This is a genomic window from Streptomyces canarius (assembly GCF_014650735.1).
In the GTDB taxonomy this organism is placed as follows: domain Bacteria; phylum Actinomycetota; class Actinomycetes; order Streptomycetales; family Streptomycetaceae; genus Streptomyces; species Streptomyces olivaceoviridis.
In genome coordinates this window covers 49,496-72,434 of record NZ_BMVN01000004.1, presented here as the reverse complement: position 1 = coordinate 72,434, position 22,939 = coordinate 49,496, and the positions used below count along the sequence as shown (strand labels likewise).

19 protein-coding genes and 1 riboswitch are annotated in these 22,939 nt (G+C 74.0%); of the genes, 7 read left to right on the top strand and 12 right to left on the bottom strand.

Features of this window, described 5'->3' with window-relative positions; translation table 11 throughout:
* Position 1: 1 nt before the first annotated feature.
* The 10 genes from cobI to IE294_RS07215 form a co-directional block, all read right to left on the bottom strand.
* The gene (gene cobI, locus IE294_RS07260; RefSeq protein ID WP_189883560.1) at positions 2-751 is read right to left on the bottom strand and encodes a precorrin-2 C(20)-methyltransferase; all 750 of its coding nucleotides are present in this window, start codon (positions 749-751) and stop codon (positions 2-4) included.
* The gene (locus IE294_RS07255; protein ID WP_189883558.1) at positions 748-2,118 is read right to left on the bottom strand and encodes a cobyrinic acid a,c-diamide synthase CobB; all 1,371 of its coding nucleotides are present in this window, start codon (positions 2,116-2,118) and stop codon (positions 748-750) included. The genes cobI and IE294_RS07255 overlap by 4 nt, the downstream gene beginning before the upstream one ends.
* Positions 2,118-2,717, bottom strand: coding sequence for a cob(I)yrinic acid a,c-diamide adenosyltransferase (gene cobO, locus IE294_RS07250; protein WP_014671916.1), 600 nt, complete (start codon positions 2,715-2,717; stop codon positions 2,118-2,120). Before cobO ends, IE294_RS07255 begins: the two co-directional genes overlap by 1 nt.
* On the bottom strand, positions 2,717-4,714 hold the full coding sequence (locus IE294_RS07245) for a putative cobaltochelatase (protein WP_189883556.1): 1,998 nt from the start codon (positions 4,712-4,714) through the stop codon (positions 2,717-2,719). Before IE294_RS07245 ends, cobO begins: the two co-directional genes overlap by 1 nt.
* Positions 4,711-8,376: a cobaltochelatase subunit CobN gene (gene cobN, locus IE294_RS07240; protein ID WP_189883554.1), complete on the bottom strand. Its 3,666-nt coding sequence runs from the start codon at positions 8,374-8,376 to the stop codon at positions 4,711-4,713. Before cobN ends, IE294_RS07245 begins: the two co-directional genes overlap by 4 nt.
* On the bottom strand, positions 8,373-9,881 hold the full coding sequence (locus IE294_RS07235; protein ID WP_189883552.1) for a cobyric acid synthase: 1,509 nt from the start codon (positions 9,879-9,881) through the stop codon (positions 8,373-8,375). Before IE294_RS07235 ends, cobN begins: the two co-directional genes overlap by 4 nt.
* Positions 9,878-10,822, bottom strand: a complete 945-nt coding sequence (locus tag IE294_RS07230; protein WP_189883550.1) for a cobalamin biosynthesis protein — start codon at positions 10,820-10,822, stop codon at positions 9,878-9,880. Before IE294_RS07230 ends, IE294_RS07235 begins: the two co-directional genes overlap by 4 nt.
* A gap of 105 nt (positions 10,823-10,927) precedes the next feature.
* Positions 10,928-11,065: riboswitch (cobalamin riboswitch) on the bottom strand.
* A gap of 146 nt (positions 11,066-11,211) precedes the next feature.
* Positions 11,212-11,439, bottom strand: a complete 228-nt coding sequence (locus IE294_RS07225) for a hypothetical protein (protein ID WP_189815421.1) — start codon at positions 11,437-11,439, stop codon at positions 11,212-11,214.
* 34 nt (positions 11,440-11,473) lie between these two features.
* The gene (locus tag IE294_RS07220; protein WP_189883548.1) at positions 11,474-12,724 is read right to left on the bottom strand and encodes an inorganic phosphate transporter; all 1,251 of its coding nucleotides are present in this window, start codon (positions 12,722-12,724) and stop codon (positions 11,474-11,476) included.
* Positions 12,725-12,867: 143 nt separating this feature from the next.
* Positions 12,868-13,677 (bottom strand): lysozyme, encoded by an 810-nt coding sequence (locus tag IE294_RS07215; protein WP_189883546.1) that lies wholly within the window; start codon positions 13,675-13,677, stop codon positions 12,868-12,870.
* A 180-nt stretch (positions 13,678-13,857) separates the two neighbouring features.
* Here IE294_RS07215 and IE294_RS07210 point away from each other — a divergent pair, with 180 nt between their 5' ends.
* From IE294_RS07210 to IE294_RS07200, 3 genes are all read left to right on the top strand, one after another.
* Entirely contained in the window at positions 13,858-14,601 is a 744-nt protein-coding gene (locus IE294_RS07210) for a class II aldolase/adducin family protein (protein ID WP_189883544.1), read from the top strand.
* Positions 14,602-14,734: 133 nt separating this feature from the next.
* Complete coding sequence (locus tag IE294_RS07205) at positions 14,735-15,862, top strand: alpha/beta hydrolase (protein ID WP_189883542.1); 1,128 nt, start codon at positions 14,735-14,737, stop codon at positions 15,860-15,862.
* Between the two features lie 366 nt (positions 15,863-16,228).
* Positions 16,229-17,497, top strand: a complete 1,269-nt coding sequence (locus IE294_RS07200; protein ID WP_229917050.1) for a hypothetical protein — start codon at positions 16,229-16,231, stop codon at positions 17,495-17,497.
* Between the two features lie 36 nt (positions 17,498-17,533).
* Here IE294_RS07200 and IE294_RS07195 read toward each other — a convergent pair whose 3' ends face one another.
* On the bottom strand, positions 17,534-17,950 hold the full coding sequence (locus tag IE294_RS07195; protein WP_229917049.1) for a VOC family protein: 417 nt from the start codon (positions 17,948-17,950) through the stop codon (positions 17,534-17,536).
* 262 nt (positions 17,951-18,212) lie between these two features.
* Here IE294_RS07195 and IE294_RS07190 point away from each other — a divergent pair, with 262 nt between their 5' ends.
* The 4 genes from IE294_RS07190 to IE294_RS07175 all read left to right on the top strand — a co-directional run bounded on the left by IE294_RS07190 (position 18,213) and on the right by IE294_RS07175 (position 22,074).
* A complete protein-coding gene (locus tag IE294_RS07190; RefSeq protein WP_189883536.1) occupies positions 18,213-18,938 on the top strand; it encodes a PQQ-binding-like beta-propeller repeat protein in 726 nt (241 codons plus the stop codon).
* 59 nt (positions 18,939-18,997) lie between these two features.
* Positions 18,998-20,596: an ABC-F family ATP-binding cassette domain-containing protein gene (locus IE294_RS07185; protein WP_189883534.1), complete on the top strand. Its 1,599-nt coding sequence runs from the start codon at positions 18,998-19,000 to the stop codon at positions 20,594-20,596.
* A gap of 335 nt (positions 20,597-20,931) precedes the next feature.
* A complete protein-coding gene (locus IE294_RS07180; RefSeq protein WP_004002281.1) occupies positions 20,932-21,153 on the top strand; it encodes a helix-turn-helix domain-containing protein in 222 nt (73 codons plus the stop codon).
* A 117-nt stretch (positions 21,154-21,270) separates the two neighbouring features.
* A complete protein-coding gene (locus IE294_RS07175) occupies positions 21,271-22,074 on the top strand; it encodes an enoyl-CoA hydratase/isomerase family protein (protein WP_189883532.1) in 804 nt (267 codons plus the stop codon).
* 12 nt (positions 22,075-22,086) lie between these two features.
* Here IE294_RS07175 and IE294_RS07170 read toward each other — a convergent pair whose 3' ends face one another.
* Entirely contained in the window at positions 22,087-22,848 is a 762-nt protein-coding gene (locus IE294_RS07170) for a nucleopolyhedrovirus P10 family protein (protein WP_189883530.1), read from the bottom strand.
* Positions 22,849-22,939: the final 91 nt, after the last annotated feature.

Below are 22,939 nucleotides of genomic sequence, written 5' to 3'. Positions count from 1 at the left end.
GTCACAGCTTTCCGCCCCGGCCGTCGTCCCGGCGCGGCGGCGCGATCAGCGTCGACAGGTACGGCAGCGGCGTCCCGTCCAGCTCGGCGGCCGGGCGGACCGACTCCTCCGGCAGCCCCAGCGCCGAGCCCCACACCGCGCCCCCGAGCCGCCCGGTCTCCCGCAGCGCCTGCGCGACCTCGGCGGCCTGCCGCCCGAACTTGTACGCCACGACCGTCCCCGGCCCGGCCAGCGCCTCCTTCAGCACCGCCGACCCGGCCGTCACCGGCACGAGGGTCAGCGGCTCGGTGCCCTCGGTCAGCACGGCCCCGGAGCGCGCCGCGAGATCCTGCATGGCGGTGATCCCGGGCACGGTCTCCACGGTGACACCCGGCACCAGCTCCGCGATGGTCTGCGCGAGATAGGTGAACGTCGAGTACACGTTCGGGTCCCCGATGGTGGCGAACGCGACCGACCCGTGCGCCTGGAGCAACTCGGCGACCCGCTGCCCGGCCGCGTCCCAGGCCGCCTCGCGCCGGGCCCGGTCGCTCCGCTCGTTCAGCGCGAACACCACGCGGACGACCTTCTCCGCGGGCACGTAGTGCGACACGGTCGCCTCGGCCCGTCCGGGCTCCCCGCCGTCTGTTCCGTCGGGCGCGGCCATGACGGGTACGACGACGACATCGGCGGCGCGCAGCGCGTTGACCCCCTTCACGGTCACCAGCTCCGGATCACCGGGACCGACCCCGACTCCGACCAGCCTGCTGCTCATGACGTCCGGCACCTCTCCACGAACCGACGGGCGACACCGGGCTCGGACGCCCAGTGCGTGTGCAGATAACTCGCGTGCACGCCCTGCTGTACGAAACCTTCGACCCGCCGGGCCGGGGCCCGTACGCCCCAGGCGGGAGCGGCACCGGCGCCCGGCTCGACGACGGTGCGGTGGAACTCGTGGCCCCGCATCCGCGTCCCGGCCGGCGCCAGCGCACTGTCGCCGACGGCCACGGCGTCCCGGTAGCCGAGGGTCAGCCGGTCGGTCATCCGCGCGGTGGCGTCGAGCACACCGCACATGGGCTGTCCGTCCAGCTCGCGGCAGAGGTAGAGCAGCCCGGCGCACTCGGCGGCCACGGGGGCGCCGGAGAGGGCCAGTTCGGCCACGGCCTCGCGCAGCGGCTCGTTGGCGGACAGCTCGGCGGCGTACACCTCGGGGAAGCCGCCCCCGATGACCAGCCCGGCGGTTCCGTCGGGCAGTCGCTCGTCACGGAGCGGATCGAAGGTGACCACTTCGGCTCCGGCGGCGGTGAGCAGCTCGGTGTGCTCGGCGTAGGAGAAGGTGAACGCGGGCCCGCCCGCGACGGCGACGACAGGGGCGCGCTCCCCGCCGGACCGAGTCCGGTGGCGGGTGGGCGAGGCGGGGGTCCACGGGGCTGAGCCCCCTGAGAGGGCACCGGCAGTACGGGCGAGTGCCTCCAGCGCGTCCAGGTCACACCCTCGTACCACCTGCTCAGCCATCGAAGCCACCGCTTCGACCGCCGCGGAACGCCGTTCGGCGACCGGTACCAGCCCCAGGTGCCGCGACGGCGTCTCCACCTGGGCCACCCGTCGCAGTACTCCGAGAACGGGCACCCCGGCCGAATCCAGCGCCTCCCGCAGCAACTCCTCGTGCCGGTCCGAGCCGACCTTGTTCAGGATCACGCCCCCGACCCGCACCTGCGGATCCCAGGACGCGAACCCGTGCACCAGCGCCGCCACCGACCGCGACTGCGAGGACGCGTCCACGACGAGCACCACCGGCGCCCGGAGCAGCTTGGCGACGTGCGCGGTGGACGCCAGCTCACCTTCGCCGGCGGCCCCGTCGTACAGCCCCATCACGCCCTCGACCACGGCGAGGTCACACCCGCGCGACCCGTGCAGGAACAGCGGAGCGACCAGCTCCGGCCCGCACAGGTACGCGTCCAGGTTGCGCCCCACCCGCCCGGTCGCCAGGGCGTGGTACCCGGGGTCGATGTAGTCCGGCCCGACCTTGTGCGGGGACACGGCGAGCCCCCGCGCGGCGAACGCGGCCATCAGCCCCGTGGCGACGGTGGTCTTGCCGCTGCCCGAGGAGGGCGCGGCGATGACCAGCCGGGGGACGGACATCACCACTCGATGCCCTTCTGGCCCTTCTGCCCCACGTCCATGGGGTGCTTGACCTTGGACATGTCGGTGACGAGGTCGGCGAAGTCCACCAGTTTCTCGGGGGCGTTCCGCCCGGTGATCACCACGTGCTGGGTGCCGGGACGGCCGCGCAGCACGTCGATGACCTCGTCGGTGTCGACCCAGCCCCAGTGCATCGGGTACGCGAACTCGTCCAGCACGTACAGCCGGTACGTCTCGGCGGCCAGGTCCCGCTTGACCTGCTCCCAGCCCTCGCGGGCCTTCTCCTCGTTGTCCATCTGCGCGTCGCGCTGGACCCACGACCAGCCCTCGCCCATCTTGTGCCAGTCGACGGTCCCGCCCTCGCCGGAGGCGCCGAGCACCCTGAGCGCGTTCTCCTCGCCGACCTTCCACTTCGCCGACTTGACGAACTGGAACACCCCGATGGGCCACCCCTGGTTCCAGGCGCGCAGCGCGAGCCCGAACGCGGCGGTGGACTTGCCCTTGCCGACGCCCGTGTGCACGACGACCAGCGGACGGTTCCTGCGCTGACGGGTCGTCAGCCCGTCGTCCGGTACGACACTCGGCTGTCCCTGCGGCACTACGCGGCCCTCCTCTTCGTCCCCTGCACATCCCTGACCAGCCCGGCGATCGAGTCGGCCCGCAGCTCGTCCAGCGTGACGGCCGTACCGCCCAGCCGACCGGCCAGCTCCCCGGCGAGCCCGAGCCGCACCGGCCCCGACTCGCAGTCCACGACCACCGAGGCGACCTGCTCGGCCGCGAACAGCCGCGCCGCCCGCCCGGCCAGCGCCACCGGCTCGGGGCCGCCGGTGGCCCGGCCGTCGGTCACCACGACCACCAGGGCCCGGCGCGCCGGGTCCCGCAGCCGCTCCACGCGCAGCACCTCGTGGGCCTTCAGCAGCCCGGCGGCGAGCGGCGTACGCCCGCCGGTGGGCAGCGACTCCAGCCGCGCGGCGGCGGCGTCGACGGAGGACGTCGGCGGCAGCGCGACCTCGGCCGCCGCCCCCCGGAAGGTCACGAGCCCCACCTTGTCCCGCCGCTGGTACGCGTCCAGCAGCAGCGACAGCACGGCCCCCTTCACGGCACTCATCCGCTGCCGCGCCGCCATCGACCCCGAGGCGTCCACCACGAACAGCACGAGGTTCCCCTCGCGCCCCTCCCGGACCGCCTGCCGCAGATCGTCCCGCCGCACGACCAGCCCCGGCCCGGACCTGCCCCGCGCCCGCTGGTGCGGCGCGGCGGCCTGTACGGTCGCCGCCAGGTGCAGCTTGGTCAGCGCACCCCGGGGCCGCCGGGCCCCGGTGGTCCGCCCGTGCTCGGTCCGCGCCCGCGACCGCCGCCCGGCGGCACCCTCGCCGACGCCCGGGACGGTCAGCGCCTTGGCACGGAAGGGTTCGGCGGCCCGTACGGCCGACTGCTCCTGCCCGCCGGACGCCTGCGGCTGCCCGCCCTCGCCGGCCTCGGGCCGCGCGCCGCTGCCGCCGTCGTCCCGCGGACCGCTGTCGGGCGCCGGCTGCCCGCCGCCCCCACCGGGGCCGTCGGGGTCCGGATCGTCGTCGGGGGACTCGCCGGAGAACTGCTCCAGCGTCTCGTCCAGCTTGTCCTCGTCCAGACCCGGCGCGTCGAAGGGGTTGCGCCGCCTGCGGTGGGGGAGCGCCAGCAGCGCGGCCTGCCGCACATCCTCCGCGAGCACATCGGTCCGCCCGGCCCACGCGGCCAGCGCGGTCGCCGTCCGGGCCATCACGATGTCGGCGCGCATGCCGTCCACCTCGAAGGCCGCGCAGGTCGCCGCGATCTGCCGCAGCGCCCCGTCGCCCAGCCGCACCCGCGGCACCAACTCCCGCGCCGCCACGATCCGCTGCCGTACGGCGGCCTCCTCGCCGGCCCAGCGCGCGGCGAAGGCGGCCGGATCGTCGTCGTACGCCAGCCGGCGCCGCACGACCTCCACCCGCTGCTCCGGCTCCCGCGAGGCGGCCACCTCCACGGTCAGCCCGAACCGGTCCAGCAACTGCGGACGCAGCTCGCCCTCTTCGGGGTTCATGGTGCCGACGAGCAGGAACCGGGCCGCGTGCCGCACGGACACACCCTCGCGCTCCACGTACGAGGCACCCATCGCCGCCGCGTCCAGCAGCAGGTCGACCAGGTGGTCGTGGAGCAGGTTCACCTCGTCGACGTAGAGGATGCCCCGGTGCGCGTCGGCCAGCAGGCCCGGCTCGAAGGCCTTCACGCCCTCGGCCAGCGCCCGCTCGATGTCGAGGGCGCCGACGAGCCGGTCCTCGGAGGCACCGACGGGCAGCTCGACCATCCGCGCGGGGCGCTCGACGCCGTCGCCGGACTCGTGCGGCCCGTCCGGGCAGGCGGGATCGGGGGAGGCCGGGTCACAGGAGAACCGGCACCCGGGGACGACGGCCACCTCCGGCAGCAGCGCCGAGAGCGCCCGTACCGCCGTGGACTTCGCGGTGCCCTTCTCGCCGCGCACCAGCACGCCGCCGACCGCCGGCGACACGGCGTTCAGCAGCAGCGCGAGCCGCAGATCGTCCTGGCCGACGACGGCCGTAAAGGGGAACGGGGTGGTCACTGGTCGCCCTCCAAGTCGCCTTCCAGCTCCAGATACGTGGCGCGCAGCCGCTCCAGCGTGTCCGCGTCCGGCTCCGCCCACAGGCCCCGGTCCGCCGCCTCCAGCAGCCGCTCGGTGATCCCGCGCAGCGCCCACGGGTTGGACTTCTTCATGAAGTCCCGGTTCTCCGGGTCGAAGACGTACTCGGCGCTGAGCTTCTCGTACATCCAGTCGTCGACCACGCCCGCCGTCGCGTCGTAGCCGAACAGGTAGTCCACGGTCGCCGCCATCTCGAAGGCGCCCTTGTAGCCGTGCCGGCGCATGGCCGCCATCCAGCGCGGGTTCACCACCCGCGCCCGGAACACGCGGTGCGTCTCCTCGCCCAGCGTCCGGGTCCTCACCTGGTCGGGTACGGCCGAATCGCCCACGTACGCCTCGGGGTTGGCGCCCGTCAGGTGCCGGACCATGGCGACCATGCCGCCGTGGTACTGGAAGTAGTCGTCCGCGTCGACCAGGTCGTGCTCACGGGTGTCGACGTTCTTCGCCGCCACCGCGATCCGCCGGAACGCCGTCTCCATGTCCCCGCGCGCCGCCCGTCCGTCGAGCCCGCGCCCGTAGGCGTAGCCGCCCCAGACGGCGTACACCTCGGCCAGGTCGGCGTCGCTGCGCCAGTTCCGCGCGTCGATCAGCGGCAGCAGACCGGCGCCGTACGCCCCCGGCTTCGAGCCGAAGATCCGGGCCGTGGCCCGGCGCCGGTCGCCGTGCCCGGCCGCGTCCTCCTCCACGTGCGCCCGCACGTAGTTGGACTCGGCCGGCTCCGCCAGCTCGGCCACCGCCCGCACCGCGTCGTCGATCAGCCCGACCACGTGCGGGAACGCGTCCCGGAAGAACCCGGAGATGCGGACGGTGACGTCGATGCGCGGGCGCCCCAGCTCCGCGAGCGGGATCACCTCGAAGCCGGTCACCCGGCGCGAGGCGTCGTCCCACACCGGGCGGCAGCCCAGCAGCGCCAGGATCTCGGCGATGTCGTCGCCCTGGGTGCGCATCGCGGACGTGCCCCACACCGTGAGGCCCACCGACCGGGGGTACTCCCCGGTGTCGCTCAGGTACCGCTGCACCAGCGAGTCCGCCAGCGACTGGCCGACCTCCCAGCTCAGCCGGGACGGGATCGCCTTGGGGTCGACCGAGTAGAAGTTGCGGCCCGTCGGCAGGACGTTGACCAGGCCCCGGGTCGGGGAGCCCGACGGGCCCGCCGGGACGTAACCGCCGTCCAGCGCCCGCAGGATGTGCCCGATCTCGTCGGTGGTCCGCGCCAGTCGCGGTACGACCTCGTCGCACGCGAACTGAAGCACCGCGACCGCGGCGGGGAGTTCGGCGCCGAGCACGCCCCGCAGGACGGCGGGGACGACCGTACGGTCCCACGCCCGCGCCTCCATGCCCTCCGCGATCCGCCGGCACAGCTGCTCCAGCAGGTCGATGGTGTCGGCGGCGGTCCGGGACGGGCCGTCGACCAGGTCCGTCAGCTCCACCGGCACCTTCACCGGGACGCCCGGCTCGGCCAGCAGCTCCTTCTCCACCATGCCGAAGTGCGCCGCCAGCGCGGCCCGCAGACCGGGCAGCGCGTCGGCCCGGCCGCCCCACACCTGGGAAGCGCGCAGCACGGCCAGTACGAGGTTCACGCGCGGTTCGCCGACCGGGCCGCCGCCCAGGATGTGCAGGCCGTCGCGGATCTGCACGTCCTTGATCTCGCACAGGTATCCGTCGATGTGCATGACGAACTCGTCGAACGCCTCGTCGTCCGGCTGCTCGTCCACGTGCAGGTCGTGGTGCAGCTCCGCCGCCTTGACCAGCGTCCAGATCTGGGCGCGGACGGCCGGGGCCTTCGCCGGGTCCAGGTCGGAGACGAGGGCGTACTCGTCCAGCAGCTGCTCCAGCTTGGCCAGGTCGCCGTAGGTGTCCGCGCGGGCCATCGGCGGCACCAGGTGGTCGACCACGGTGGCGTGCCCGCGCCGCTTGGCCTGGGTGCCCTCACCGGGGTCGTTGACGATGAACGGGTAGATCAGCGGCAGCTCGCCGAGCACGGCGTCCGGGGCACACCCGCGCGACAGGCCCAGTCCCTTGCCCGGCAGCCACTCCATCGTGCCGTGCTTGCCCATGTGCACGATCGCGTCCGCGCCGAAGCCCCCCTCCGATGCGGCGGCCTCCAGCCACCGGTAGGCCGCCATGTAGTGGTGGGAGGGCGGCATGTCGGGGTCGTGGTAGATCGCGATCGGGTTCTCGCCGAAGCCGCGCGGCGGCTGGATCATGACGACGACGTTCCCGAACCGGAGGCTGGCCAGCACGATGTCGTCGCCGTCCACGTAGAGGCCGCCCGGAGGCTCGCCCCACGCCTCGGTCATCGCGTCCCGCAGCCCGGGGTCCAGCTTCTCGAACCACGCCCGGTAGTCGGCCAGCGGCACCCGCGCGGGCGCGGCGGCCAGCTGCTCCTCGGTCAGCCACTCCACGTCGTGCCCGCCGGCCTCGATGAGCCGGTGGATCAGCTCGTCGCCGCCCGAGGGGTACTCCGTGACCCCGTACCCGGCGTCCCGCAGCGCGTCCAGCACCCGGACCGCCGACGCGGGCGTGTCCAGGCCGACCGCGTTGCCGACCCGGGAGTGCTTGGTCGGGTACGCCGTGAAGACCAGCGCGATCTTCTTCTCCGCGTTCGGCTTGTGCTTCAGCCGGGCGTGCCTGACGGCGATCCCGGCCACGCGGGCGGCCCGCTCGGGGTCGGCGACGTACACCGGGACCTCGTCGGGGCCCTGCTCCTTGAAGGAGAACGGCACGGTGATCAACCGGCCGTCGAACTCCGGGATCGCGACCTGCATCGCCGCGTCCATGGGGGACAGGGCCGCGTCGGACTCCTCCCACGCGGCCCGCGAGGAGGTGAGGCACAGCCCCTGGAGCACCGGGACGTCCAGGTCGGCGAGCGCGCCGATGTCCCAGGACTCCTCGTCACCGCCCGCCGACGCCTGGGAGGCGTGCGTGCCGCCGGCCGCGAGCACGGTGGCGACCAGCGCGTCGGCCCGCCCCAGCAGCTCGTACAGGGCGGGGTCCGCGCCGCGCAGCGAACCGCAGTACACCGGGAGGGCGTTGGCGCCCCGCGCCTCGATCGCCTCGCACAGGGTGTCCACGAAGGCGGTGTTGCCGCTCAGTTCGTGCGCCCGGTAGAAGAGCACGCCCACGGTCGGCCGGCCGTCCTGGACCTCGTACGCGCCGTGGACGCCGAACTCCGGCATCCGGCGCGGCTCCTCGAAGCCCTCGCCGGTCAGCAGCACGGTGTCCGACAGGAACCGGGACAGCTCCAGCAGGTTCTCGGGACCGCCCTCGACCAGGTACTTCAGCGCCTCCGCGACCACACCGGCCGGCACCGACGACTCCGCCATCAACTCGGCGTCCGGCACGGCCTCGCCGCCCAGCAGCACGGTCGGGACGCCGGACGCCTTCAGCGCGGCCAGCCCGTCCTCCCAGGCCCGCTTGCCGCCCAGCAGCCGTACGACGGCGAGGTCCGCGCCCTCGACCAGGCCCGGCAGCTCTCCGGCGACGTCGACGCGGGTGGGGTTGCCGATGCGGTAGCCGGCGCCGGACGCCCGGGCGGCCAGCAGATCCGTGTCGGCGGTCGACAACAACAACACTGTGCTCATGCGGGCGCTCCCGGTGGAATGAAAGGCAGTCCTTGCGGCGCGCCCGACTCGATGAGCCGCCACAGCGCGTCCGTGTCCGCGTGCTGTTCGATCAGGTCGCCGAGCCGGTCGAGCTGCTCCTCGCGCAGCTCGGCGAAGGAGGTGTCCGGCGCGGGCACGAAGCGGCGGCCCGCGGCGGCGGCCACCTCGCGCAGGAAGGCCCGCCGGAAGCCGTCCGACTCCAGCGAGCCGTGCCAGTGGGTGCCCCAGGTCTGGCCCACCCGGCAGCCGTCCAGGAAGGGTTCGCCGCCCTCGACCGAGGCCACCCCGTGGTGGATCTCGTAGCCGTCGACCCGCTCGCCGAGGGCTTCGCCGCTGGGCCGGGTGAGGGTCTTCTCGCGGGCGAACCGCACCCGGACGGGCAGGACGCCGAGCCCGGGGACGGCTCCGGCGCGGGACTCGACGTCGTCCTCGATGTGCTCGCCGAGGATCTGGAAGCCGCCGCAGATACCGAGGACCGGGCGTCCCTGCGCGGCCCGGCGGACGAGGGCGTCGGCCAGCCCCCGCTCCCGCAGCCACTCCAGCGCCCGTACGGTCCCGCGCGTGCCCGGGACGACGACGAGATCGGCGTCCGCGAGCTCCTCCGGCCGGTCCACGAACCGCACGACCACGCCCGGTTCGGCGGCCAGCGCGTCCACGTCGGTGAAGTTGGACATCAGCGGGATCGCGCACACGGCGACCCGCAGCACGTCCTCGCCGACCGGGGGAGCGACCGTGGACTCCCGTACGGTGCCCCGCAGCGACACCCTCAGCCCGTCCTCCTCGTCGATGCCGAGCCCGTGCCGGAAGGGCAGCACGCCGTACGTGCGCCGCCCGGTGAGGTCCCGGAGCATGTCCAGCCCGGGTTCCAGCAGGCTGACATCGCCCCGGAACTTGTTCACCAGGAACCCGGCGACCAGCTCCTGGTCCTGCGGTGAGAGCAGGGCGACGGTGCCGAAGAAGGAGGCGAACACGCCCCCGCGGTCGATGTCGCCGACGACGAGCACCGGCAGCCGCGCGTTCCGTGCGATCCCCATGTTGACGATGTCGGTCCGCCGCAGGTTGATCTCGGCCGGGCTCCCCGCCCCCTCACAGATCACCGCGTCATACGTGCCCCGCAACTGAGCCAGGCAGTCCAGCACCGTGCCCAGCAGCCGCTGTTGGCGCCCGCCGTGGTACCCGCGCGCGCTCAGTTCGCCCACCGGCTTGCCCAGCAGCACCACCTGGCTGCTCTGCTCGCCGCCGGGCTTGAGCAGCACCGGGTTCATCAGCGCGGTCGGCTCCACCCGGCAGGCCTGGGCCTGCATGGCCTGCGCCCGGCCGATCTCCGCGCCCTCGCGCGTGACGAACGAGTTCAGGGACATGTTCTGCGCCTTGAACGGCGCGACCTTCACGCCCTGGCGCACCAGCCAGCGGCAGATGCCCGCCGTCACGACGCTCTTGCCCGCGTCGGAGGTGGTGCCGGCGACGAGGAGACCACCGTTCACTTCCCACGTCCTTTCATCAGGGAGCGCGCGGCCAGCGTGGTGCCGAGCGCGAGCAGGCCGACGCGGCGCGAGAGCCGTACGGCCCGGTCGATGTCGGTGACGCGGACCGGCCGTCCGGTGGCGCCGTTCAGCACCGGGCGGTGTTCGACCCGGCCGCCGTAGGAGAGCGTCCCGCCCAGGCGCACGCCGAGGGCGCCCGCGAAGGATGCCTCCACGGGCCCGGCGTTGGGGCTCGGATGCCGCCGCGCGTCCGCCCTCCAGGCGCGCACGGCGCCGCGCGGATCGGGTCCGGCCACGGCGGCGAGTACGGCGGTCAGCCGGGCCCCCGGCCAGCCGGCGACGTCGTCCAGGCGGGCGGAGGCCCAGCCGTAGCGCCGGTGGCGGACCGACTTGTGACCCACCATCGCGTCCAGGGTGTTGACCGCCCGGAAGCCGAGCAGACCCGGGACCCCGGCCACGGCGCCCCAGACGAGCGCGCCGACCACGGCGTCGGAGGTGTTCTCGGCGACCGACTCGACCACGGCCCGGGCGATGCCGTCGGCGTCCAGCGCCTGCGGGTCCCGGCCGCACAGGTGCGGCAGCCGGGCGCGGGCGGCCTCGACGTCCCCGGCCTGAAGGGCACGCCCGACAGTGCGGGCCTCCCGGGCGAGCGAGGTGCCGCCGACGACGGCCCAGGTGGCGGCGGCGGCCAGCGCGGCGGAAGCGGTACGGGAGGGGCGTACGGCGCGTGCGGTCAGCGCGCCGAGGGCGACGGCGCCACCGGCGCACACGGCGGTGTGCAGCGCGCCCCAGCCACGGTGGTCGTGCCACAGGGCGCGTTCCACGGCCCCGGCCGCCCGGCCGAACGCGGCGACCGGATGCCCGCGGCGCGGATCGCCGAGGAGCAGGTCACCGAGGACGCCGGCGGCGGCGCCGTACGCGTATGTGCGATCGGCACCCATCGGCTCAGCCGGCCGTGGGAACAGGAACGGTCCTGGTACGGGTCCTCGATCGGCAGCCGAGCATGGCGATATGTGTCCTCACTCAGGGTGTCCGCGCCCTGGTTCGACGTGAAATCGGCGGTGAGAGTTCCTGGCTCCCGGGGTTCTTCCCCGGTGACAGTGGCGGGACCGCGCCGGATTCGCACCGGCTTCCTCTCTTGCCGCCGTACATGGCCTGGGCAGTCCACCACGTGCCCGGAACGGCCGTCAACTTGCCTTTGACCTGGGACGCCGGACTGTGCTGAGGCCCACATCGCCGGTCTGCCGGACGGTGGCCGGACGACATGCGTCGGCCCCGCCGGTCCCGCTGAAGCGGAGGCCCGGCGGGGCCGGCGTCGGGTGTCGGACCGTCAGGGCTTGACGACGATCAGGTAGATCCCGTACGCCACCGCCGCCGCACAGGCCGCGAAGCACACGTAGGCGCCGGTGACGGCGAGGGCGGCGGACCCGCCCCGGGCCGCGGCCTTCTCACGGCGCGACAGGCCGTTGATGCCGAGGGTGAACAGGACCACCAGGCCCACCGTGAACGCGAGGCTGACGCCGAAGACGGAGCCGAGGGCCGCCCAGTCGATCTTCATGGGGATGCTTCCTTCAGTAACCGTGTGCGCGGGGTCAGACCGCGGCGGCCGGCGGGGCGGCCGGGGCGGCGGGGGAGGGCTCGGTGGCCGGGGCGGCGATCACGGCCGTCAGGTCCTCGGTGACCAGGCCCGCCGGGGGCGGGGTCACGGCGGCGATGGCGGCGGTGACCACACCGGCCGGCTCGCCGGCCTCCTCGACCACGTTGGTGTGGTCGACGACCTCGCGGCGGGAGATCTTCCAGATCGCGGCGCTCGCGGCGACCAGGAAGACGGCGACGACGGCGGTGCCCCAGTCGCCCAGGTCGGTGACGGACTCGGCGCCCGCACCGACCAGCGCGGCGGCCGGGAGGGTCAGCGCCCAGGCGACGAACATGCGGGTCGCGGTCGACCAGCGGACCACGCCGCCCTTGCGGCCGAGGCCCGCGCCCATCACCGAGCCGGAGACGACGTGCGTGGTGGAGAGGGAGAAGCCGAGGTGGGAGGAGGCCAGGATGGCGGTCGCGGCGCTGGTCTGGGCGGCGAAGCCCTGGCGCGGCTCCAGGTCGGTCAGGCCCTTGCCCATGGTGCGGATGATGCGCCAGCCGCCGATGTAGGTGCCGAGTGCGATGGCCATGCCCGCCGAGAGGATCACCCAGGTGGGAGGGTTGGAGCCGGGGGCGATGGAGCCGCCCGCGACGAGGGCGAGGGTGATGATGCCCATCGTCTTCTGGGCGTCGTTGGTGCCGTGCGCGAGGGAGACCAGGCCGGCGGAGGCGATCTGGCCGGCGCGGTAGCCCTTGCGGGTGGCCTCGCCGTCGGCGGTGCCGACGCCGTAGGAGAAGCGGGTGGCCAGCAGCGAGGCGAGGCCCGCGACGATCGGCGCGGCGACGGCCGGGAGCAGCACCTTGGTGACCAGGGCGTCACCGTGGACGGCACCGAAGCCGGCGGAGGCGACGGTGGCGCCGACCAGGCCGCCCGTCAGGGCGTGCGAGGAACTGGAGGGCAGGCCCACCAGCCAGGTCAGCAGGTTCCAGAGGATCGCGCCGACCAGGGCGGCGAAGATGACCTCGGGACGGATGCCGGTCTCGTCGACGAGACCCTTGGAGATCGTGTTCGCGACCTCCACGGAGAGGAAGGCGCCCACAAGGTTGAGGACGGCGGACATGGCAACCGCGATCTTCGGCTTCAGGGCGCCTGTGGAGATGGTGGTGGCCATCGCGTTCGCGGTGTCGTGGAAACCGTTCGTGAAATCGAACGCGAGAGCGGTTACCACCACAATCGCGAGGATCAGCGAGAAGCTTTCCATTTACCCAGGCAATCGTTCGAGGTCATTGGCTGGATGAACGTAGGCAACCTGGGTGAACGGAAGATGAACTGGGGCGGGCTTCGGGGTGTCGGTAACGCGCGTACGGGGTTCCGTTTTCACGTCGTCGGCCAAGCGCGCCTTGGCTAGTGGCCGCGCGCGAAGAGCCGCAGCCGGCTCAGGGAGCCGTTGAAGAGATTCTGGTCACCCGGCAGCCTGCCCTTGACGTCGTGCTGCCAGAACGTCCAGTACCGCCAGCCGCCCGGCAGCGCGCCCGGCCGCGAGGTGCCGTGGCGGGCGATCCACAGGGCGTGGGAGGAGGAGAAGGCGCGGCTGTTCCCGGTGCACAGCTTCCACCACTGGGTGGTGGTGTAGATCACCGGACGGCGGCCGGTCTCCTCCTTGATCCTGTTGCTGAACGACCGGATCCAGCGGACCATCCGGGCCTTGCCCAGTCCGTAGCACTTGTGCTTCGCGTCGTACGGGTTGTACTCGATGTCCAGCGCGGGCGGCAGTGTCCAGCCGTCCGCCCGCCAGTCGCCGCCGTGCCGCACGAAGTACGCGGCTTGCTCGGCGCCGGAGGACCGGTCCGGCCGGGCGAAGTGGTACGCGCCCCGGATCAGTCCCGCCTCGCGGGCGCCGGAGTACTGCCCGGAGAAGTAGGGGTTGCGGTAGCCCGTGGACTCGGTCGCCTTGACGTAGACGAACCGCGCGCCCTTGGCCCGGGCGGCTGTCCAGTCGACCCGCCTCTGGTAGGACGACACGTCGTGGCCCCTGGGCGGGTTTCCGGTCAGGAGCGGCAGCGCGCCCGGGGCCGGGGGTGCGGCCGTCTCCGGCGCGCCGGTCGGCCCCAGTGGTCCGGCGGACGCGGTCGTGGCGGTCGCGAGGGCGAGGGCCGCCGTGGCCGCCGTGAGGACACCGGCGCGGCGGCGGACAAGGGTGCGTTCACGGGCCATACGGCTCCCCCGGAGTGGACGTCCAGTCGGCAAGAGGGATCATTGAAGGCCCGCTGATCACCGCATCTGTGTCGATTTATGGCGTTTCGTACCGAGATCCGCCCGTTCGGCCGTATCGTTTCCGCACGGGAACCACCGGACCGGCCGCTCCGCCGCCGGTCCGGCTGGCAGGATCACGGCATGGCTGAAGCGCTGCGGAACACGGACGACGGGCACCAGGGCGGGCGGCAGGACGCGCGACAGGACGGCGGACAACGGGACGTGCGGCAAGGGGACGCGCGTCAGGACCAGGCACGGCTCTGGGCGGAACTGGTCGCGACGGCACGCCGGACCGTCGCCGACGGACTGGTGGTCGGCACCTCCGGCAACGTCTCCGCCCGCGTCGGGGACCTCGTCCTGGTGACCCCGTCCGGAGTCCCCTACGACCGGCTCACCCCGGACGACATCACCGGCGTCGACCTCACCGGACGCCAGGTGCTCGGCACGCTCGCGCCGACCAGCGAGCTGCCCATGCACCTCGCCGTCTACCGCACCACCGACGCCCGCGCCGTCGTCCACACCCACGCCGTGCACGCGACCGCGGTCTCCACGCTCGTGCCCGAACTGCCGCCGGTCCACTACATGACCGCCGCCCTCGGCGGCCCCGTCCGGGTCGCCCCCTACGCCGCCTACGGCTCCGGAGAGCTGGCCGAGAACATGCTCCGCGCCCTCGCCGGCCGCTCCGGCTGCCTCCTCCAGAACCACGGCACGATCACCTACGGCGCCACCCTCGACCAGGCCTACGACCGCACCGCCCAGCTGGAGTGGATGTGCCGCCTGTGGCTCACGGCGTCCTCCGTGCCGGGCCTGACCCCGTCCCTGCTGACGGAGGCACAACTGACCGAGGCCGGGGAACGCTTGAAGGGATACGGCCAACGGAGGTGACCCCTTGCTGTCCTCGACGCGCCGCAACGGCGCCCAGCCACGACGTACGCACCCGGTGGTGCCGCACCCGCCCGCGCCCCGACGGTCCTCCCTTCCGCTGGCCGGTGGCCGCGGCCCCGCCGACACTGGAGCCGTGCGCACCGTCAAAGCCACCGTCGCCGGGCTCACCGCGGTCCTGGCCGCCGGGATGGCGTCCGTCGCCGCCGGCCGGCTCGCCAGCGACGCCGCGCTGAAGGCCCCGGCGGGCCGCCCGCTGCCCACCGAGCCCCGCCTCACCGTGCACGGCACGGCCGCCGGCCAGATCACGCTCACCCGCGACCTGGCGGCCCTGCGCCCCGGCACCTACGGCCTCGCCGGCGACGGCACCCACGCGGTCGTCGGCCCCGTCCTGGAGGCGGCCCAGCACACCGCCGACACGGTCGTACGCCGTCTGGAACGCGTCACCCACGGCACCTTCGCCCCCGGCGACGCGGTCTGGCTCACCCCGAATCTGTACGTCGGCGACCCCGGCACCGCCCTCGGCCTGGACCACGCCGACGTCGACGTGCCCGGCGAGCTGGGCGCCCTGCCCGCCTGGTTCGTGCCCGGCCGGCGGGACACCTGGGTGATCGCCGTGCACGGCCTCGGCACCACCCGGGAACACGCCATGAACGTGATGGGCTTCCTGCACGGCCGCCGGCTGCCCGTCCTCGCCCTCGCCTACCGCGGCGATCTCGGCGCCCCGCGCCCGCCCGACGGCCTCAACCACCTCGGCGACACCGAGTGGCGGGACGTCGAGGCGGCGATCCGCCACGCCGTCCGCCACGGCGCCCGCCGGGTCGTCCTGCTCGGCTGGTCCACCGGCGCCACCATGGCCCTGCGCGCCGCCGAGCACTCCGCGGTCCGGGACCGCATCGCCGGACTCGTCCTGGACTCGCCGGTGCTCAGCTGGGAGGCCACCCTGCGGGCCCTGGCCAGGGCCCGCCACACCCCGCAACCGCTGCTGCCGCTCGCCGTCCGGGCCGCGCAGGGCCGGGCCGGACTGCACGCCGACCGGGTGGCCGAGACCGCCGACCCCGACCGGCTCCGGGTCCCCACCCTGATCATCCACGGCCCGGACGACCGGGTCGCCCCCTGGGAGTTCTCCCGCAGGTTCGCCCGGCGCCGCACCGACCTGGTCGCCCTGCACACCGTCGCGCGCGCCCCGCACGCGGCGATGTGGAACGCGGACCCCGAGGAGTACGAGGAGCGGCTGCGGCGGTTCCTGACCCCGCTGATGTGACAGAAGGGTCCGCTGTGACTCCACGGGCTTCCGGGCCGGCGTGACGCCCGCGCGCCCGGGGCCGCCGTCACCGGCGCGAAACATTCCGTTTAAGGGCGTACGACTGGCGTGATCGTGCCTCCTCGGCCCCTTCCGCGCCCGGTGCGTTGGCCAGCCCCGTCGCCCGCCGTGACATTCCGTTTGGGTTTTCGGACCGTCAACCGGAAGACTGCACCCGTGACGTCCCGTATCCCGCGCGACTCCAGGCTCCGACTCGTCCGACCGCGACCCCTGGCCGCCGCCCCCAGAGCTGTGAACCAGCGGCGCCCACGCCGCCCCGCACCCCGGCCGCCGGAGGGCACCCCCGCCCCGGCAGAACTGGCCGGAATGGCCCGCGCCGGTCTGGCCGGCGCGGTCCGCGTCGCCCGCTGGGCCGACGCCGCACTCGGCCCCGGCCGCGCCGGTGCCACCACCGACGGCAAGGCCACCCTCTCCGCCGCCACCGCCGAACGCGCCGCCGCCGACCTCGGCCTGAGCGCCGCTCAGGTCCGCGCCGAGTGGGACACCGCCCGCCTCGCCGGACTCGTCGAGGTGCACGGCGACAGCGCGCGCCCCGGCTGGCGGCTGCGCGCCTGGGACCGCGACGACAGCGCCGTGCTGCGCGGCTGGGTCGCCCTCTTCGACGCCTGGTCGCTCGCCTGCCCCGAACCCGACGGGCACGAGCCGGCCGCCGTCGCCGAGGTCGTCTCGGCCATGCCCCAGGTGCTCTCCTTCCTCCAGCTGTCCGCCGGACCGGTCCCCGTCGAGCAGCTGCTCGACCTGCTCCAGCAGCGGGTCACCGAACTGCGCACCGAACGCTGCGAGGTCGCCTACGAGCCCGGCACCGGACAGCCCGCCGAAGCCCCGGGCCCGGCGGATGCCGCCCCGGCCGCGGACGCCCCGCTCAACCCCCTGCTCGACTGGGCGCTGCGGGCCCTGGCCTGCGTCGGCGCGCTCACCTACGGCGACGGCCAGGCCACGCTCACCCCGCTCGGCAACTGGGCGGTCTGGGTCAAGCTGGAGCAGATCTGCGTGGCCGCGCAGAGCCCCGCCGGCAACATCGAGCAGTCCGCCGAGGACATGCTGCGCGGCTGCGCCCAGCTCCGGCCCAACGCGGCCCGCGCCGAGTACCGCGCCTGGCTCGCCGCCCGTCCCGTCGGCAGCGCCGTCACCGAGCTGATCGGCGCCGCCCGCGGCGACGACGCCCTGCTGCGCGGCCTGGCCTTCGAGGCGCTGCGCGTCGTCGGCGCCCCCGCCGAGCCCGACGTACGGTCCGTCGTGGACGAGCCGGCCCTGCGGCCGTACGCCCTGCTGTGGCTGGCCGAGCACGACGGCGTCGACCCGGAGGACGCCCACGAGGTGCTCACCCGGGACGAGGCCACCTGGCTGTGGGTGGACACCGCCGCCGCCGTCGCCGACCACGGCGAGGCGCCGATGCTGGTCCGGCACCTGGAGTCCGCGGTGCAGCCCACCGTCCCCCAGCTGCTCGACGAGGTCCGCGCCGTCGGCCACCCGCGCACCGTGCAGGTCCTGGTCGCGCTCGCCGCCGCCCACCCCGACCCGGCCCTGGCCAAGGCCGTCCGCCGGGCCGCGTTCCAGGTGCACACCGGGAGCTGAGCGGGAGACCGGGCAGGCGGTAGCCGGGGGAGCGGCTCAGACGCCGATCTCGGGGGCGTACGTCCCGAAGCTCCAGATGTTCCCCTCGGCGTCCTTGGCCAGGTAGTCCCGCGAGCCGTAGTCCTGGTCCGTCGGGGGCATCAGGATCTCCACCCCGTGCGCCACGGCCCGCTCGTGGTGGGCGTCCACGTCGTCCACCACGACGTACACCCCGGCGGGTCCCGCGTCCTGCATCGCCGCGTCGAAGAGGCCGCCGCGACCCTTGGAGCCGATCATCACCGCGCCGTTGCCCTGGACCAGCTCGGCGTGCATCACCTTGCCGTCCTCCGTCTCGTACACCGACAGCTCGGTGAAGCCGAGGGCCTCCGTGAGCTGCCTGATCGCCGCCCTGGCGTCCGCGTACAGCAGCGTGGGACAGATGCCCGGCCGTGTCCCGCCACCCGTGCCCGCCATGCCGATCACTCCTTCGTGCATCGGTTCCGCCTGCTCTGCGAGTCTCGCAGCTGCCACTGACAACGCTCCGGCGCGACGGGCCGCAGCGCGCCGCGCCGTGGCTCGGGCCGGGTATGGCGGCGGGCGGTCCGGCGCCCGGCCCCGCCCCGCCCCGCCGAACGGGGGGACTTACCGCCCCGCCCGCCCGGCCACCCCGCCGGCCCGGCGGGCGGTGACTACGCTCGGCGGCTGATCCGGGACGGTGGTACCCAAAGGGGGCGAGGTGGCACTTCCACCCGTGGGCCGCCTCGCCGTCGCCCTCCTCCTGGCCGTCGTCACCCTCGGCCTCCTCGGCGCGGCCCGGCAGCTGCGGCCGGTCCCCTACGGCGACCGGCTCCTGACCGCCGGGCCGCACGCCGGAACCTGGGCGGCGCGGGTGCGGGACGGTGCCGTGGCCGGCCACGACAGCCGTACCGGTGCGCTCCGGTGGCGCTACGCGCGCGCGGGGCACCGTCCCGTCGACGTGGTGCACGCGCGCGGGGAGGTGATCGCGCTCTGGGACGACGGCCTGCTCACCGACACCGACGGCTGGTCCGTGCGCTGGCACCGCGCCCTGCCCGACGCGGCCGAGTGGCTCCCGGCCCAGGGCGGCACCGGCGTGCTGCGCCCCCTCGGCCGCGGCATCCTCGCCGTCGTCACCCCCCGCCGCGTCACCGCGTACCGCACCGCCGACGGCGACCTGCGCTGGGTGCTGCCCGCCCGGAACGGCTGCGCCTTCCGTCCCGAGGGCGCCGTCCGCCGGGGCGCGGCCCTGCTCCTCGCCCAGCCCTGCGCGGACGCCGCGTGGACCGGCCAGCTCGTGGCCCTGGACGACCTGGGCCGGATCGCGCCCGGCCGCACCCCGCTGGGGAACGATCTCCCGCGTCCGCGCCCCGGACGCCTGGAGGCGGAAAACCGCTTGCACGGCCCCGTTAGACTTTCCCTCATGGCCATTCTCCTCGCGCATTAGACGGCGGGAACGTCCTCAGCCGCCCACCCGCCAACCCCTGTACGCCCTGGAGTCTGTCCGTGATCTCCGCCTCCGGTATCGAGCTGCGCGCCGGCGCGCGCGTCCTCATCGAGAACGCCACCTTCCGTGTCGCCAAGGGTGACCGCATCGGCCTCGTCGGCCGCAACGGCGCAGGCAAGACCACCCTCACCAAGTGCCTGGCCGGCGAAGGCATCCCCGCCGGCGGCACGATCACCCGCTCCGGCGAGGTCGGCTACCTCCCGCAGGACCCCCGCACCGGCGACCTGGACGTCCTCGCCCGCGACCGCGTCCTCTCCGCGCGCGGCCTGGACGTGCTGATCCGCAAGATGCGCGAGAACGAGGAGCGCATCGCCAACGGCAAGGGGTCCACGCGCGAGAAGGCCCTGAAGCAGTACGAGCGCCAGGAGACGGAGTTCCTCACCAAGGGCGGGTACGCCGCCGAGGCCGAGGCCGCCACGATCGCCGCCGCCCTCAACCTGCCCGACCGGGTGCTCGGCCAGCCGCTGCACACGCTCTCCGGTGGCCAGCGCCGCCGTATCGAGCTGGCCCGCATCCTGTTCTCCGACGCGGACACCCTGCTCCTGGACGAGCCGACCAACCACCTCGACGCGGACTCGATCATCTGGCTGCGGGACTACCTGAAGACCTACCGCGGCGGTTTCATCGTGATCTCCCACGACGTCGACCTGGTCGAGACGGTCGTCAACAAGGTGTTCTACCTGGACGCGAACCGGTCCGTGATCGACATCTACAACATGGGCTGGAAGCTGTACCAGCAGCAGCGCGAGGCCGACGAGAAGCGCCGCAGGCGCGAGCGGGCCAACGCCGAGAAGAAGGCCGCGGCGCTCAACGCCCAGGCCGACAAGATGCGCGCCAAGGCCACCAAGACGGTCGCCGCGCAGAACATGGCCCGCCGCGCCGAGAAGCTGCTCTCCGGCCTCGAAGACGTCCGGATGTCCGACAAGGTCGCCAAGCTCCGCTTCCCGGAGCCCGCGCCCTGCGGCAAGACCCCGCTGATGGCCGAGGGCCTGTCGAAGTCGTACGGCTCGCTGGAGATCTTCACCGACGTCGACCTGGCCATCGACAAGGGGTCCCGGGTGGTCATCCTGGGCCTCAACGGCGCCGGCAAGACCACGCTGCTGCGGCTGCTCGCGGGCGTGGAGACGCCGGACACCGGCCGGGTCGTCCCCGGTCACGGGCTCAAGCTCGGCTACTACGCGCAGGAGCACGAGACCCTGGACGCCGACCGCACGGTCCTGGAGAACATGCGCTCGGCCGCCCCCGACATGGACCTGGTCGAGGTCCGCAAGGTGCTCGGCTCGTTCCTGTTCTCCGGCGACGACGTCGACAAGCCGGCCGGGGTCCTCTCCGGCGGCGAGAAGACCCGGCTCGCCCTGGCGACCCTGGTGGTGTCCTCGGCGAACGTGCTGCTCCTGGACGAGCCGACCAACAACCTGGACCCGGCCAGCCGCGAGGAGATCCTCGGCGCCCTGCGCACCTACAAGGGCGCGGTCGTCCTCGTCACCCACGACGAGGGCGCCGTCGAGGCGCTCCAGCCGGAGCGGATCATCCTGCTGCCGGACGGCGTCGAGGACCTGTGGGGCTCCGACTACGCGGATCTCGTCGCCCTCGCGTGATCGAAAGATTGATCCACCGCGTCTGGATCATTCGGCCCATCGGTGATCCATCATCTGTGTGAGATCTCCTCGTACCGCGGTGTGTCGTACACGCATTTTCCGGCCGATCCCCCGGTTGTCGGGGGATCGGCCGCTGTGCGTTCCTGACCTGGCACTTCACGAATCCACCCGGACGGCCCTATGGGCCGCACCCCATGGAATCCCCTATTCCGCTTGTGGGGATCGGCTCCTGTCGTCACAACGATGTCTCACGGACCTTGCCGAATGGGTGGCCATCACGCCCAAGAGGGGTGATCATGAGGAGACCAGAGCGCACTTCCCATGAGGAGGCACGGGTGGCCGAGACTCTGAAGAAGGGCAGCCGGGTGACCGGCGCCGCGCGCGACAAGCTCGCGGCAGACCTGAAGAAGAAGTACGACTCCGGTGCGAGCATCCGGGCGCTGGCCGAGGAAACCGGCCGCTCGTATGGCTTTGTGCACCGGATGCTCAGCGAGTCGGGCGTCACGCTCCGTGGGCGTGGCGGAGCGACCCGGGGTAAGAAGGCCGCTTCGTCCTGACTCCGGGCGGCCCATCGGCTTCGGTGGTGGCCACCCGGTCGGCAGACCGACCGGCCGGGTGGTTACTGTGCAGTCACTTAGCTTCGCTCTGCTGACCGCACCCATCGGAGGCGCCCCATGGCTTGGCCCGAGCAGGACCTCGCTCCCGCACTCGACAAGGACGGCGTACGGCTCACCGTCGACGACGCGCTCGCCACGGTGACGCTGACCAACCCGGCCAAGCGCAACGCGCAGAGCCCCGCCCTGTGGCGGGCGCTCGCCGAGGCCGGGCGGCTGCTGCCGGGCTCCGTCCGGGTCGTGGTGCTGCGTGGCGAGGGCAAGTCCTTCTCCGCCGGGCTGGACCGCCAGATGTTCACCCCGGAGGGGATTCCGGGCGAGCCGACCTTCATCGACCTCGCGCGTCGTGACGACGCCGGGATCGACGCGACCATCGCCGAATACCAGGAGGCGTTCACCTGGTGGCGGCGGACCGACATCGTGTCCATCGCCGCCGTCCAGGGGCATGCCATCGGGGCCGGCTTCCAGCTCGCGCTCGGCTGCGACCTCCGCGTCGTCGCCGACGACGTGCAGTTCGCCATGCGCGAGACCAGCCTCGGCCTCGTCCCCGATCTGACCGGCACCCACCCGCTGGTGGGCCTCGTCGGGTACGCCCGTGCGCTGGAGATCTGCGTGACCGGGCGGTTCGTCGGCGCCGAGGAAGCGGTGTCGAGCGGGCTGGCGAGTCTCGCCGTGCCCGCCGGGGAACTGGACGGGGCCGTGCGGGACCTGGCGGCAGCGATCATGGCGGCGCCACGGGACGCGGTGGTGGAGACCAAGGCGTTGCTTCGTGGTGCCCTCGACCGGACCTACGAGGAGCAGCGCGCGGCCGAGCGGGCCGCCCAGGCTCGACGGCTGCGGGACCTGGCCGGCCTCGGCGAATGAGCCGACAGCCGGTCAGTCCACCGCGGTGACCAGCACCGCCACCGTCGGGTGGTCCGGCAGGGCGTCCCGCACGGCCGCGCGGACCTGCCGGGCCACGTCCACGGCTCGGTGGGTCGCGTCGGTCGCCAGTTCCACGCGGATGTGACGGCGTGGCAGGGCGACCGCGCCGGCGTGCTCCTCGATGTGCACCGCCCGGCCCGGGCCGCCCAGGGACCCCGTCAGCCGGAGCACCCCGGGGACGGCCAGGGCCGCCTCCGTCACGGCGGTCCCGTCCGTGCCCATCGGCTCGCGGGCGGGTGGCGGTTGCGGTGCGCCGCCCGCCGGGGCGGCCGGCTCCAGCAGGTCAGGCTCCGGCGACTCCGGCTCCAGCAGGTCAGGCTCCAGCAGGTCCGTCGCCCGCAGATCGATCTCCGTGACCGCGAGGCCGAGCCGTTCCGTCGCGGCCCCCGCCAGGACGAGCCGCAGCCGGGACGCCGCCGTCGGCAACGGCTCCACGGCCGTCGCGGCGAAGTCCGCCGTCACGCGCAGCGGGCCCGGTGGCAGCGCGCTCGGCGGCGCCGGCACGACGGGCTCCGGCACGTCCTGCGGATCGGCGAGCGCGATCCGCAGCGCGCCCAGGCGCACCCCCGGCGCCCCGTCCGCCGCGGCGCGCCGCAGCACCGCCCCGGCCGCCTCCTCGGTGATCCACGCGCCGTCGCGCGGGCCGCCGAGCGGCAGCAGCCTGCCCAGCCCCACCTGGTGCCGCACCAACTGTGTCCACCGGTCCACCGTCATTCCAGCAGCCTGCCGTATCCACGGCGCGCGGCGGCGCAACCTTGCTTAGCGTGGTCGGAGGACGACGACCGGGCGGGGCGAGGACCGAAAG